Genomic DNA, 13,630 nt, shown 5'->3' with positions numbered 1-13,630 from the left:
GCTATTTGGTCGCTATTTCTGCTGAATACGATTCAGGTAATCGATGACGGCGAGAATGCGAGTCCGCACGACGACCTCCGGGTTTTGCTGCGGCCCGGCCTTTTGCCAATAAGTGGGATCGACGGCGTGAGGCAGGCTGACGATGGGGTTGAACCGTTCGCCCCAGATCGGCATTTCGCGCGTGCCGTGAGCCGGGACTGATTTCGACCCATACATGGTTTCGTAGACGGCGTTGGTGGGAAACACCCCGTTGTTGTTCTTGGCCAACATGGTCAGGTCGGAAGGCGATGTCTTGAGCTGGCCGCTGACCGGTCCTTTGCCCTTTGCGTCGGCGCCATGACAACTCGCGCATGAAGACAGAAATTCCGCCTTCCCGATATCGACTTCTTCGGCCTTGGCGGCAGCAGCGAAACCTGCGGCAAGACCGGCAATGATCAACCATCCGATAGCAGATCTCATCATCTCGCCTCCGAGGCCGGCAGGGAAGACTCCTGCTCCTAGCCGTTTTGCCCTTTAGACAGTTTGACGCACATCAAGACCGCACAGCCAGAACTGAAGCGCGCACATGGCCTTGCGCAGTCGCTCGCTCGCCGACGTGACGTCGTCAGTTCTCCATGGCCTCATAAATCAGCTGCTTCACGGTCCTTTGGATGCGCTGGCGCTCCGAGGGAGTCTGCTCGAGCAAGACGAAGAACATGTCCTGCTTGGGGTCGATCACGAAATAGCAGCCGCTGGCGCCGTCCCATTTCAGTTCGCCCAGATTGCCCGGCGGCGGCGGTTTGGCGTTGCCCGGATCGGTGCGTACGGCGAGGCCGAGCCCAAAGCCGAAACCGTCACCCGGAAAGTAGAAGAAGTCCCGCTCGACGCCCGACCCGGGCCCGACCTGATCCGTCGTCAGCAGCTTGAACGCCTTGGGGCTGAGGATGGTCTTGCCCTCGTATGTGCCGCCATTGAGCAGCATCTGAGCGAAGCGGGCGTAGTCCGCCATCGTCGAGACCATGCCGCCGCTGGCGTACATTATCTTCTTCGGCTTGGTCGGATCGTTTTCGCGCCCCACCCGGAAATCGCTGTCGTTTGGCATCGGCTTGGCGAGCAGTTTCTGCTTTTCGGGGTCGCCGACGAAGAAGCCGGTGTCCTTCATGCCGAGCGGATCGAGCAGCTTTTCCCTCTCGACCTCGATCAGGGACTTTCCGGACGCGATTTCCATGATCCGCGCCAGGATGTCGGTGGAATGGCCATACTGCCAGAGCGCGCCGGGTTGATTGTGCAGCGGCAGTTTTGCGATCCGCTCGGCGAACTCGGCGAGGTCGAAATCACCGGCATAGATATCGGCAGCCTTGTAGGCCTTGCGGACCAGGCTGTCGCCGTAGAAGCCGTAGGTGATGCCGGAGGTCTGGCGCATCAGGTCGAGCACCGTCGGCGGCCGGTTCGGCGGCACCAGTTCGAGCGTCTTGCTACCGTCGCTGGCTGCCTTCTCGACGCCGACCTTCACATTTGCAAACGACGGAATGTATTTTGCGATCGGGTCGTCGAGGGAGAACTTGCCCTCATCGATCATCTGCACCGCAACCACGCTGGTGATGGCCTTGGTCATCGAGAACAGGCGGAAGATGGTGTGGTCGGTGATCGGAGCCTTCGACTCCACGTCCTGCACGCCGAAGGATTGGTGATAGACCGGCTTGCCGTGCTGTTGGATGAGCAGGATCGCTCCGGGAATTTTCCCCGTCGCCACTTCGTTGCGGAAGAACTCGTCGAGTTTTGCGAGCTTGTCCTTGTTGAAATGTGCTCCCGCGGGAATTTCAAAAGTCCCTTCGGCCCGGGCCGAAGCTGCTGCGGCCGCAACGAGCAGCGCGCCACAGGCAATCATCCGCAACGCCTGGAATGGTTTCATCAACCCCCTCCCGATTTCGCCCGAGTGTAGCCTTCCGCTCAACCGGCACAAGGGGGCATCGGACTGCAGGGAGCGCCTGCACGCAGGCGGGAGGGCGCCTGCCGCGCCGCCGTCGGATACCGTTTCGCACGGACCCGGTGGCGGTCTCCTTAGGATAAGGCTAAGCGGCACCGCTGCCGTTGAAGCGGCAGCCGCACACTCGATCTGCATCCTGAGGGTTCGCCACTGCGTCCAGCCTATTGATTGATCTCGGGCTCGACGAGCTTGGCCAGATTCCGCAGCGATTCCTGCCAGCCGAGATAGCAGGCCTCCGGCGGGATGACATCCGGGATGCCCGACTGCGTGATGTCGATTTCGGTTCCGACCGAAACCTTCTTCAGGATCACGGTCACCTCGATCAGGCCGGGCAGATTGGGATCGTCGAACTTGTCCGTATAGCGGATGCGTTCGCCGGGCACGAGCTCGACATATTCGCCGCCAAAGGAATGGCTGTTGCCCGTGGTGAAATTCCGGAACGACATCTTGAACGTGCCCCCGACCTTGGGCTCGAAATGATGCACGGTGCAGGTGAAGCCGTTCGGCGGAAGCCATTTCGCCATCGCATCGGCCTCCAGGAAGGCGCGATAGACTTTCTCCGGCCTGGTGGCCAGGACGCGGTGCAGGCGGACGGTATTGGGCATGTTTCTTGTTCCTCACGAATTGATGGCTCCGGCGCGCAGGTCCGTTGCCCATTCATGTCACGAGGACGAACGAGGCTCGGCCGGCCCGACATGGTAGCTTGGATTTTTTGATGGCTTTTGTCGGGAGCGCTGGCGGCAGATGGTCTGGCGCGAGCCGGCTAGACAGCCGCCACTCGACCGGCGTCATCGTGAACGCCCGTCACTTCGTGATGACGTGCTTCGTCGGCGTCACTGCCGGCGGCGGTGCCGCAGGCGAGATCGCAAAGGTCACCCAAGCGTTCCAGCCTTCGGGGCGATTTTCGGCGGCAAATTCCTTGTATCCCTTGAAGTTGAGATAGCCCTGTTTGTCGCCGATTGGAAAGATGAATCCGATCTGTGGGCCGACCCCGCCCACCCTCGAGCGGAAACAGCCGACGCGATCGCCGGATCCGCTGTCGCACCCGAGCTGCTGGTAGAAATACCCGACGAGCCCCACCTGCACCTGCTTGCTCAGGAACTGGGAGGCGCCCCAGTCGAAGTGCATGTCGACACCGCTTTGGTACTGCGTGTCGGTGTTCTTGAAATTGTAGGTGAAGCCAAGCACGCCGGACAGTTCATGTCCGGTCTGCGGATTGAAATAGGTGTAGCCGCCGCCCGCGTCGATCGCGCCATGCCCGAGCCCGATGTTGGCGAGCCGGGACGACTGGTAGGCTCCGACCGGGATGTCACCGGTGATGTAGGTCATGTAGTTGTGGACACCGGCATTCCAGCGCAGCGCGAATTGCGGGATCAGGTCACCAAAGCCGGTCACGGAATCGCTGATGGAATCGGAGCGCGAGAAGGGAATAGAGAGAGCTGGCCCCGGTTGTTTGGACAGCGCCCCGCTGGATTTAAGTGGATTCCTGCCGGGTTATGCTGAACGCGGGGCTTTACGGTTTTGTCGTTGCGTCGGGAGGGCGTAGCCCGACCAGAGCGACGACAAAACCGTCGGCGACGGTCATGCGGCCATCACCATAGCTTGCGTGCCGAAGTAAGCCTCGTCGGGCGTGCGCCCGTCAAGGCTCGAGTGAGGGCGTCCCTGATTGTAGAAGGCCAGATACTTGGCAATTGACGCTCGCGCCTCGGACACGCTGTCGTAGGCGCGGAGATATACTTCTTCGTATTTGACCGTGCGCCAGAGCCGCTCGACAAACACGTTGTCGCGCCAGGCGCCCTTGCCGTCCATGCTGATGGCGATCTTCGCGTCCAGCAGCACATCGGTGAACTCGAGGCTGGTGAACTGGCTGCCCTGATCCGTGTTGAAAATCTCGGGCCTGCCGTGCTTCGCCAACGCCTCCTGGACCGCTTCGACGCAGAAGGCCGCCTCCATTGTGATCGAGACGCGATGGGCCAGGACCCGTCGGCTGAACACATCGACGACCGCCGCGAGATAGACGAAGCCACGCCGCATCGGAATGTAGGTGATGTCCATTGCCCACGCATGGTCGGGCCGCTCGATCTTCAATCCGCGCAACAGGTACGGGTAGATCTTGTGACCCGGAGCCGGCTTGCTCGTGTTCGGGCGATGATAGACCGCCTCGATCCCCATGCGCTTCATCAGCGTCGCGATGTGGCGGCGACCGGCGTATACGCCCTCCCGCCGCAGCAACGATCGCAGCATACGCGCTCCCGCGAAGGGATAATCGAGATGCAGCTCATCGAGCCGACGCATCAAGGCAAGGTCCTCGGCCGAAACTGGCCGAGGTTCATAGTAGACCGTGCTGCGAGCCAGCTTCAGGACCTTCGCCTGGCGCACGATAGAAAGATCATGATCGCGGTCGATCATCGCTTTGCGCTCAGCAGGCCCGCCTTGGTGAGCGCGCCGGACAAAAAATCGTTTTCCAACGCCAGCTCGCCGATCTTGGCATGTAACGCCTTCAAATCGACCGGCGTCTCGGCCGATGTCTTGTCATGCCCAAACACGCCGGCGGCGCCTTCCAGGAGCTGGTTTTTCCAGATCGTGATCTGGTTCGGATGAACATCAAACAGTTGCGCCAGCTCCGCCAGTGTCTTGTCGCCTTTGACCGCAGCCAAAGCAACCTTCGCCTTGAATGCCGGAGAATGCGTCCGGCGGCTCTTCTTCGTCATCTTCGCTCCTGATTCGCAGCAAGAATCCTCGCCGCTGTCAGGCAGAAAATCCACTCAAGCTACTGTCCGAATTTGCGGGGCCAGCTCTGGGCTCAGACCAGATCCTCAATCGATTTCTCGAACGAAGTTCGTATTCAGCTACGGGATCTAAGGTATCGGCAATGATGCCTGCCAAGTTTGCCTTTCTAATCCGAGGGTGTGTGGAAGGCCTTGTCGTAAGAAGCTGGGAGGGAGTCTCGACTAAAGTAAATATTGGCGCGTATTGTGTTTGCCGTCGGGCGAAGACCTCGCCGCAACTCGCACATCCAAATTGGCCGGCTTCCGATACCGCAACGAAACGAATTGAACGTGCGTAAAGGGAGCCGCACGTCGGGCAAGCGATATGGGCATAAAAGTTGGAGCTATGGCTGATTTTGGGTGACGCGGCCTGATCAGGCGGCGTGGCTTTCAGTGTTCGGAATGACTTCGATTCCGTCGATGAACTTTACACCGGCGATGACTTTCGGCAACTGGTTCGTGCTCTTCAATCGCCGCCAGGTCTTCGATGCGGCGTCGATGAGCTTGAACACCATCAGCTTCGCGGTTTGTTGCGACAGCGATCCCTTGGTCCGCACCGTTCGGTGGCGCACCGTGGCGAAGACGCTCTCGATCGGGTTCGAGCTGCGTAGGTGGATCCAGTGCTCAGCAGGGAAGTCGAAGAAGGCGAGCAGCGCATGGCGATCCTTGATCAGGCACTCCACCGCACGTCCGTATTTGACGTGGTATTTCTCGACGAAGACGTCGATCGCGGTTTCAGCTTCGGCCCGGTGTGGGGCCAGATAGATGTTCCGCAGGTCGTTCTTCATGAGGCCCTGCACGGATTTGGCGACCTTGTCGAGTACGTTGCTCACTTTATGGCACCAGCATCGTTGGTGCCGCGTGCCGGGAAAGGCCTCGTCCAGTGCCTTCCAGAAGCCGAGGGCGCCGTCGCCGATGGCGAGTTGCGGGGCAATCCGTAACCCGCGTTGCCGCAGGTCGATCAGGAGTTCGCGCCAGCTCTGCGCGCTCTCGCGCACGCCGACCTGGAAGCCGATCAGCTCCTTCTTGCCTTCCGGCGTGGTGCCAATCAGCACCAGCATGCATTCGCTGTGATCTTCCATGCGGGCCTGCAGGTACACGCCATCGGCCCAGATGTAGACATAGCGACGCGCCGACAGATCGCGTCTCTGCCAGCGTTCGTACTCGACCTGCCAATCGGCCTTCAGGCCGGCGATCACCGAAGGCGACAGGTTCGGCGCATCCTTGCCGAGCAGCGCCGAGAGCGCCTCCTGGAAGTCGCCGGTCGAGATGCCGCGCAAATAGAGGACCGGGATCAAGGCATCCAGGCTCTTCGTCCGCCGCGCCCATAGCGGCAGGATTGCCGAACTGAAGCGGAGGCGGTCGCCTGGCCCGCTCGCTCCGCGGTCGCGGACCTTGGGACGAGCGACCTCCACCGGACCGATGCCGGTCGCAATCTCGCGCACCGGACCGTGCCCATGTCGGACCAGGCGCGCTCGACCGTCGGGCAGCGTCAGATTGGCCGTGCTGGCCAGAAACGCGCCAACCTCGATCTCGATCGCCCTGGCAAGCAGGTCCCGCGCGCCGGCTCGAACGATATCGGTCAGTGGATCATCAACCGCGGACGGCTGACGGAAAGCAAGAACATTGGTAGTCTCGGTCATGGCGTATCGCTCTCCTCGAGAGGTTCTGGCAGGCTCGTCACCCGCCTCGATACGCCGCCTTCCTCACACCGTCATCACCCAGATTCCGCCATAGCTCTAAAAGTTGGAACTCGACATATTGGCTCATCACCCGAAGCTTGGTTTGACTTACACCGGGTGCCGTTGCGTCGCGCGGCCAACCCGTCGATTTTGCCAAATTGAAGCTAATGCGCTTTCATTCAGCAGGCGGTGTATATAGCATGAAAAGAGTCGCAGAGGATTTCGACCAACTGATCGAGTGGTTTCCAATGAGTACGAACGCAAAGGAATCAGGGCGGATCGCCTTTGTGGTTATGGTCAGCCTTTTTGTCTCGTCCTGCGTCAGCTCGGATCAAGCTTCCTCGGGCTCGGTAATTTCGGCCGGCGCCCCTTGGGCTCGCGACCTCAATGAGCCACCCCCACGCCGAGAGCCGTTGGTTCGCCCTCCTCAGGCATCAGTCGATCTCCGAACTGTGGGCGAGAAAGCATCGCGCTAACGCACAGTCGCCAGGTTTAGAGAGCCGTTTTGGTATCAAGCTTCTCTCGCCTCACACGACTCTCCTCACCTTCAGATTTGCTATTTCGTCCGGATCAAAACCAAACTCCGCCAGCACCTCATCGGTCTGCTCGCCGAACTCCGGCGGCCGCGCCACCATCTTGCTTGGCGTGCGCGACAGCGTGACGGGTTGGCCGACCAGGCGGATGTCGCGGTTCTCCTCGTTCGGCACGTCCTGCGCGATGCCGAGATGCCTGACCTGCGCGTCCTCGAACATCTGGTCGATGGCGTAGATCGGCCCACAGGGCACGCCGGCCTCGTTGAGCTCCCTGACCCAGGTCTCGGTCGACTTCGTCACCGTGCGCTTCTCGATTTCGGCATTGAGGGCGTCGCGGTTCTTGGAGCGTGCGGGTGCAGTCGCATAGTCGGGGTGGCTGTAAAGCTCCGGCGCGCCGACCGCCTGCGCGCAGCGCTCCCAGATCCGCCCGCCGGTCGTTGCGATGTTGATGTAGCCGTCGGACGTCTTGAATACGCCAGTCGGGATCGAGGTCGGATGGTTGTTGCCGGCCTGTTTGGCGACCTCCTTTTCCATCAGCCAGCGCGCGGCCTGGAAATCCAGCATGAAGATCTGCGCCTGCAACAGCGAGGTCTGCACCCACTGGCCCTCGCCGGAAACGTCGCGCTCCAGCAACGCGGTCAGGATGCCGAGGGCGCAGAACAACCCGGCGGTGAGGTCGGCGACGGGAATGCCGACCCGCATCGGACCCTGGCCGGGCGCGCCGGTGACCGACATCAGCCCGCCCATGCCTTGCGCGATCTGATCGAAGCCGGGTCGCTTGTGGTATGGGCCGTCCTGCCCGAAGCCGGAGATGCTGCCATAGACGATGCGCGGGTTGATCTTGCGCAGGCTCTCATAGTCGATGCCGAGCTTGCCTTTGACGTCGGGACGGAAATTCTCGACCACGACATCGGCCTTCTCGGCGAGGCGCTTGAATACTTCGAGGCCCTTCGGGTCCTTCAGATTCAGCGTCATGGCCCGTTTGTTGCGGTGCAAATTCTGGAAGTCCGAGCCCTGCCGCAGGCCGCCCGGTTGCTCGCCGCCCGTATCCTCCAGCAGCGCGTCGATCTTGATCACGTTGGCACCCCAATCCGCCAGCTGCCGCACGCAAGTGGGCCCGGAGCGAACGCGGGTGAGATCGAGCACGATGAAACGGGAAAGGGCCTGCGAAGCGCGTGGGAAAGGCATTGAGAAACCTTCGTGTTCTTGGGATTCCGCGTTGGAAAAGGCAGCCGGCATCTGACTTAGACAATCTGGCGCAGATTTCCAACTCCTTGTTCCGGCAGCCGACGAAGCGTCGAGTATGTATACCCAAGCGGTGCTGTATTTCAGACGGGCAATCTGTTCCGCGCCGGCTGTTCTTGGGTGCTGTCCGTATTTGAATTCTCGTGTCCTGATTCGATCTGAGGCTGTCCTAATTCGCTTTTCCATCAGCCAGCGAGGTTTGCACTCACTGGCCCTCGCCTGAACCGTCGCGTTTTAGCAGCGCGTCGAGAATGCGGATCGCGCAGGGCCGGCCCGGCTTTCTGCTCCGCCACCGGGATGCCGACGCGCATCGCAACGGGATCAATGGCTTGTCTTGACCACCAGGCGCCTGTTCGTGGCCAAAGCGATGGTTGCCCCTGTGATGGAAGCGATTTTGCTGGACCGCCTTTGGTTTGGCGGAGCCGTATCGGCGCCCCAACAGCAACGGCAATTGCGAAGTGTCCCCCCGTTCGCTGAGCCTTCAGGACTAGCAGGTCTCTGTGCTAGCCCGTCTTATTCGTAAGAGTGCGCCTGAGGGCTGGCGAGCGTGGTGTAAAGCGCTGATGCGGCGTAGGATTCGGTTGCGAAGCCACCCCATCACCTTCAACCGCGAACGCCACGCCCGCCATGACCGACGATACGATTCCGCCCTTCTCGTTTCCAGCCGTTCACGCCAAGAAAGTCACAGCTGCCTTCGATGGCGGTCGCCTGACCTCGAACGGGGGCGTGATGCTTCTGGCGATGGCCGAGCGGCGTCTCGGCTTGGCCGACAATCTGGCCCGGGTGTTCCCGGATCGGCGCGATCCGACGCGGGTCGTGCACAGCCTTGTCGATATGTTCCGCGCGCGCATGTTCGCGATCTGCTGCGGCTACGAGGACGCCGACGACCTCGATCATCTGCGGTCCGATCCCGCATTCAAGCTGGCCTGCGGACGGCTGCCGGACACGGGCCGCGATCTGTGTTCCCAACCGACGCTGTCGCGGCTGGAGAATGCTCCGCGCCTGCGCGACGTGATCCGACTGACCTACATTTTGGTCGACGCATGGATGGATAGCTACCCGCGCGAGCCGGCATCCGTCACGCTCGACATCGATGATACCTGCGATGTCGTCCACGGCCATCAGCAGCTCTCGCTGTTCAACGCTCATTATGACGAACGCTGCTTCCTGCCGATCCACGTCTACGACACGGAGAAGAGCCGTCCCGTGGCGGTCGTGCTGAGGCCCGGCAAGACGCCGGGCGGCGTCGAGGTGCGTGCCCTTCTGCGCCGCCTGGTACGGCATATCCGCACGCGGTGGCACAACACGCGAATTACGTTCCGTGGCGACGGGCACTATGCCCGGCCGGAGGCCATGGCGTGGTGCGAGACCAACGGCATCGACTACATCTTCGGTCTGTCCGGCACCAAGCCTCTCGCCAGAAAAGTCGACGAGGTCGCCGACGACATCCGCACCCGACGCGCCATCGAGAACCTGCCGGTTCTGCGTGGCTATACCGAGACGCGCCACAAGGCAAAGTCCTGGGATCGCGAACGGCGCACCGTCGCCCGTATTGAGGCGACGATGCTCGGCCTCGACATCCGTTTCGTCGTCACCAGCCTCGATGTCGGCTCGGCCGAGTGGATCTACGACAGCCTGTATTGCGCGCGCGGCCAAGCCGAGAATCTGATCAAGCTGCATAAGACGCAGCTCGCCTCCGACCGCACCAGCTGCCGTTCGGCGCTCGCCAACCAGGTCCGTCTCGTGCTCCATACGGCCGCTTATTGGCTGATGCTGACCGTGCGCGACGCCATTCCCAAAGTCCGGGAATTGGCCGCTGCCGAGTTCGCGACGCTGCGTCTTCGGCTCTTGAAAATCGCCGCCCGTGTCGTCGAGACCACGAGCCGCATTCGCCTTGCGTTTGCCGCGGCATGTCCCGAAGCCGACCTGATCTGCGGCTTGCCCGGCGCGCTGCTGCCGCTCGGTCCTTGACCGGCGGGGCGTCCGCCCCCGTTCGCCCAACCCATCCCTCAAGCGCGTTGCAAAGTACCGGTCGTCAGGCGGCGAAAAGCCGAAGGCAATCCTGTGCGCCTCGTCAGACAAGATGTGCGGCCGCATCAATCGGGCCCAAAAGCCGCACTCTCACGAATAGGACGGGCTAGCGCCCTGATGAGTTGGTCTTGGCGCATTTGTGCGATGGTCGTGTCCCCGGAGGTGGTGTAGCTCGGTAGAGCAAAGCCGCCCGGACGCGCGCCCCCTAATAGCGCCGTAGCGGGCGGGCGGCTTTGCGGTGGTCACCGGCAGTTCTCCGGTAGGATCGGGTTGCGACACGCCAGCGCAACCGAGGACCCACCGATGACGGACGGCATGATGAACCTGCGTACGCTCGTGGAGAAGACCCCTGGCCGATCTGTTGCGCGAGATGATCGGCTTTGCGGCCCAGCGCCTGATGGAGCTGGAAGTCGAAAGCCAGACCGGGGCCGCCTATGGCGAGAAGACCCCGAGTGCCTGGCCCAGCGCAACGGCTACCGGACCGGACCTGGGAGACCCGGGCCGCACGGTCGAGCTGCGCATCCCCAAGCTGCGCAAGGGCTCCTGCTTCCCCGGCTTCCTGGAGCCGCGGCGGATGGCCGAGAAGGCGTTCAGGGCCGTGGTTAAGGAAGCCTATGTGCAGGGCGTCTCGACCCGCTCGGTGGACGATCTTGTGCAGACCATGGGTATGACGGGGATCTCAAAGAGCCAGGTCTCGCGGCTGTGCGCGGATCGACGCCAAGGTGAAGGCGTTCCTCGCTCGCCCGATCGAAGGCGACTGGCCGTATCTGTGGATCGACGCCACCTACGTGAAGGTGCGCCAGAATGGCCGCATCGTGTCCGTTGCGGTAATCGTCGCGGTCGGCGTCAACAGCGATGGCCGGCGCGAAGTTCTCGGCATGGAGAGCTGGCCCCGCAAATTCGGACAGTAGCTTGAGTGGATTTTCTGCCTGACAGCGGCGAGGATTCTTGCTGCGAATCAGGAGCGAAGATGACGAAGAAGAGCCGCCGGACGCATTCTCCGGCATTCAAGGCGAAGGTTGCTTTGGCTGCGGTCAAAGGCGACAAGACACTGGCGGAGCTGGCGCAACTGTTTGATGTTCATCCGAACCAGATCACGATCTGGAAAAACCAGCTCCTGGAAGGCGCCGCCGGCGTGTTTGGGCATGACAAGACATCGGCCGAGACGCCGGTCGATTTGAAGGCGTTACATGCCAAGATCGGCGAGCTGGCGTTGGAAAACGATTTTTTGTCCGGCGCGCTCACCAAGGCGGGCCTGCTGAGCGCAAAGCGATGATCGACCGCGATCATGATCTTTCTATCGTGCGCCAGGCGAAGGTCCTGAAGCTGGCTCGCAGCACGGTCTACTATGAACCTCGGCCAGTTTCGGCCGAGGACCTTGCCTTGATGCGTCGGCTCGATGAGCTGCATCTCGATTATCCCTTCGCGGGAGCGCGTATGCTGCGATCGTTGCTGCGGCGGGAGGGCGTATACGCCGGTCGCCGCCACATCGCGACGCTGATGAAGCGCATGGGGATCGAGGCGGTCTATCGTCGCCCGAACACGAGCAAGCCGGCTCCGGGTCACAAGATCTACCCGTACCTGTTGCGCGGATTGAAGATCGAGCGGCCCGACCATGCGTGGGCAATGGACATCACCTACATTCCGATGCGGCGTGGCTTCGTCTATCTCGCGGCGGTCGTCGATGTGTTCAGCCGACGGGTCCTGGCCCATCGCGTCTCGATCACAATGGAGGCGGCCTTCTGCGTCGAAGCGGTCCAGGAGGCGTTGGCGAAGCACGGCAGGCCCGAGATTTTCAACACGGATCAGGGCAGCCAGTTCACCAGCCTCGAGTTCACCGATGTGCTGCTGGACGCGAAGATCGCCATCAGCATGGACGGCAAGGGCGCCTGGCGCGACAACGTGTTTGTCGAGCGGCTCTGGCGCACGGTCAAATACGAAGAAGTATATCTCCGCGCCTACGACAGCGTGTCCGAGGCGCGAGCGTCAATTGCCAAGTATCTGGCCTTCTACAATCAGGGACGCCCTCACTCGAGCCTTGACGGGCGCACGCCCGACGAGGCTTACTTCGGCACGCAAGCTATGGTGATGGCCGCATGACCGTCGCCGACGGTTTTGTCGTCGCTCTGGTCGGGCTACGCCCTCCCGACGCAACGACAAAACCGTAAAGCCCCGCGTTCAGCATAACCCGGCAGGAATCCACTTAAATCCAGCGGGGCGCTGTCCAAACAACCGGGGCCAGCTCTATGCGCTCGTTAAAGATCGCCACCGCAGCCGAGAGTTCGTCGAATTCCTCAAGCTTCTCGATGCCGCCTATCCGGCCGGCACGGCGATCAAGTTGATCCTCGACAATCATTCCGCACACATCTCGAGAGAAACCAGAACCTGGCTCGACACGCGACCGGCAGGCCGCTTCCAGTTTACCTTCTCGCCCAAGCACGGCTCCTGGCTCAACCTCGTCGAGGGCTTCTTCTCCAAGTTCGCCCGCTCCGTCCTGCTCGCCGAGGCCGCCTGATATGATTCAAACCAAGAAAACGTTGACCTAGTGCCCAGTCCAGGCGTTACGAAGCCTGAGTTCGGCTACAACTTGCGCAAGGCTGTTTGAAAAATCAGCACCCCGATTTCCATTGAAGTCGCCCGCCCGTGCATCCACAATGGCGATCCAATCATGCTCGGCAGATCTGTCAATCGTGAGCCGGAATTCAGCCGGCCACCAATCCGCTCGGCGCTGATTGATGAGGGCGATCAATTCCCCGGTTGTTCTCTTGGGCCGATTGCCGATCTGCATTACGAGTTAAACCTAAGTTTTTCATCCCTCGAATTATAACAGCGGGGCCGCGCAGACGCCAGATGGGGCCGGTCACCGAATCGCCTGCGCGCACGGTAGCCTCAATCTTCGAGCTTTCAGTCTGGGGGGCTCGGCATTATTGTACAAGCGAGTCGCAGGCACTGTACATGCTATCATCCGTCGATCGCTCTCCGATGGAGATCTTCCAGCGCGGAAAGGGTAGACATCCTCCTGATGACGATGGCTCTGCATATTGCGACCGATCACGGTTCCGCCGGGAGGGCGGCAAACAGCGTCATGATACCGTGGCGCTCAGCCGTGGGTCATTGTTCCAGCTCAAGGGAAGACGAGGTTGAGTGCGGTTCGAAAGCTTGAATCTTGCACTTTTCATCGATGGCGTGGCCGGACGCAGAGCCAATCACATCGCGCAATTTGTCGTCCTGCTGTCAGGGACATCAAATATTTCCTGCTCGACGGGACGAGCTGGTTGGTTTCGTGACTGGACTCGGCATCGCCGTTGCGTCGATTTGTGGCGCTAGGACTTCTTCTTCGACGCCCGTCCAAGCAAAAACTGAGCGAAGCGGGAGGCTCCTCGGGCGAGTTGCTCGCATCCTCCT

The 13,630-nt window shown here is 61.3% G+C and carries 8 protein-coding genes and 3 pseudogenes; 4 read left to right on the top strand and 7 right to left on the bottom strand.

Features of this window, described 5'->3' with window-relative positions:
• Positions 1-12: 12 nt before the first annotated feature.
• From ABIF91_RS01150 to ABIF91_RS01120, 7 genes and pseudogenes are all read right to left on the bottom strand, one after another.
• Positions 13-459 carry a c-type cytochrome gene (locus ABIF91_RS01150; protein WP_085966524.1) on the bottom strand — a complete coding sequence of 149 codons (447 nt, stop codon included), beginning with the start codon at positions 457-459 and terminating at the stop codon, positions 13-15.
• Positions 460-604: 145 nt separating this feature from the next.
• Positions 605-1,891: a serine hydrolase domain-containing protein gene (locus ABIF91_RS01145; protein WP_028180499.1), complete on the bottom strand. Its 1,287-nt coding sequence runs from the start codon at positions 1,889-1,891 to the stop codon at positions 605-607.
• 236 nt (positions 1,892-2,127) lie between these two features.
• Positions 2,128-2,571 (bottom strand): SRPBCC family protein, encoded by a 444-nt coding sequence (locus tag ABIF91_RS01140; protein WP_028180500.1) that lies wholly within the window; start codon positions 2,569-2,571, stop codon positions 2,128-2,130.
• A gap of 199 nt (positions 2,572-2,770) precedes the next feature.
• A pseudogene (locus tag ABIF91_RS01135) lies at positions 2,771-3,409 on the bottom strand (SphA family protein); the annotation flags it as partial.
• A gap of 138 nt (positions 3,410-3,547) precedes the next feature.
• Positions 3,548-4,677 (bottom strand): IS3-like element ISRj2 family transposase gene (locus ABIF91_RS01130; RefSeq protein ID WP_424579070.1). Its coding sequence is split into 2 segments (ribosomal slippage): positions 3,548-4,425 and positions 4,425-4,677, totalling 1,131 coding nucleotides; the frame shifts between segments, so codons are not numbered across the junction.
• A 431-nt stretch (positions 4,678-5,108) separates the two neighbouring features.
• Entirely contained in the window at positions 5,109-6,377 is a 1,269-nt protein-coding gene (locus ABIF91_RS01125) for an IS256 family transposase (protein ID WP_038379337.1), read from the bottom strand.
• A gap of 566 nt (positions 6,378-6,943) precedes the next feature.
• Positions 6,944-8,137 (bottom strand): CaiB/BaiF CoA transferase family protein, encoded by a 1,194-nt coding sequence (locus tag ABIF91_RS01120; protein WP_028182354.1) that lies wholly within the window; start codon positions 8,135-8,137, stop codon positions 6,944-6,946.
• Positions 8,138-8,821: 684 nt separating this feature from the next.
• Between ABIF91_RS01120 and ABIF91_RS01115 the strand changes: the two genes are divergently transcribed.
• From ABIF91_RS01115 to ABIF91_RS01100, 4 genes and pseudogenes are all read left to right on the top strand, one after another.
• Complete coding sequence (locus ABIF91_RS01115; RefSeq protein ID WP_424578699.1) at positions 8,822-10,165, top strand: IS1380-like element ISBdi2 family transposase; 1,344 nt, start codon at positions 8,822-8,824, stop codon at positions 10,163-10,165.
• Positions 10,166-10,595: 430 nt separating this feature from the next.
• Positions 10,596-11,136 (top strand): annotated as a pseudogene (locus tag ABIF91_RS01110) (transposase).
• Positions 11,137-11,195: 59 nt separating this feature from the next.
• Positions 11,196-12,325 (top strand): IS3-like element ISRj2 family transposase gene (locus ABIF91_RS01105; protein ID WP_129557670.1). Its coding sequence is split into 2 segments (ribosomal slippage): positions 11,196-11,448 and positions 11,448-12,325, totalling 1,131 coding nucleotides; the frame shifts between segments, so codons are not numbered across the junction.
• Between the two features lie 97 nt (positions 12,326-12,422).
• Positions 12,423-12,722 (top strand): annotated as a pseudogene (locus ABIF91_RS01100) (transposase); the annotation flags it as partial.
• Between the last annotated feature and the right edge of the window lie 908 nt (positions 12,723-13,630).

Origin of the sequence: Bradyrhizobium sp. USDA 241 (assembly GCF_049739505.1) — a bacterium.
GTDB classification, from domain to species: Bacteria; Pseudomonadota; Alphaproteobacteria; order Rhizobiales; family Xanthobacteraceae; genus Bradyrhizobium; species Bradyrhizobium liaoningense.
Note: the sequence above shows the minus strand (reverse complement) of the source record. Positions and strands in the feature narration are given on the sequence as shown.

Coding starts and splice junctions, on each gene's coding strand:
- ABIF91_RS01150 (WP_085966524.1), bottom strand. CDS start 459: ATGAGATCTGCTATCGGATGGTTGATCATTGCCGGTCTTGCCGCAGGT.
- ABIF91_RS01145 (WP_028180499.1), bottom strand. CDS start 1,891: ATGAAACCATTCCAGGCGTTGCGGATGATTGCCTGTGGCGCGCTGCTC.
- ABIF91_RS01140 (WP_028180500.1), bottom strand. CDS start 2,571: ATGCCCAATACCGTCCGCCTGCACCGCGTCCTGGCCACCAGGCCGGAG.
- ABIF91_RS01125 (WP_038379337.1), bottom strand. CDS start 6,377: ATGACCGAGACTACCAATGTTCTTGCTTTCCGTCAGCCGTCCGCGGTT.
- ABIF91_RS01120 (WP_028182354.1), bottom strand. CDS start 8,137: ATGCCTTTCCCACGCGCTTCGCAGGCCCTTTCCCGTTTCATCGTGCTC.
- ABIF91_RS01115 (WP_424578699.1), top strand. CDS start 8,822: ATGACCGACGATACGATTCCGCCCTTCTCGTTTCCAGCCGTTCACGCC.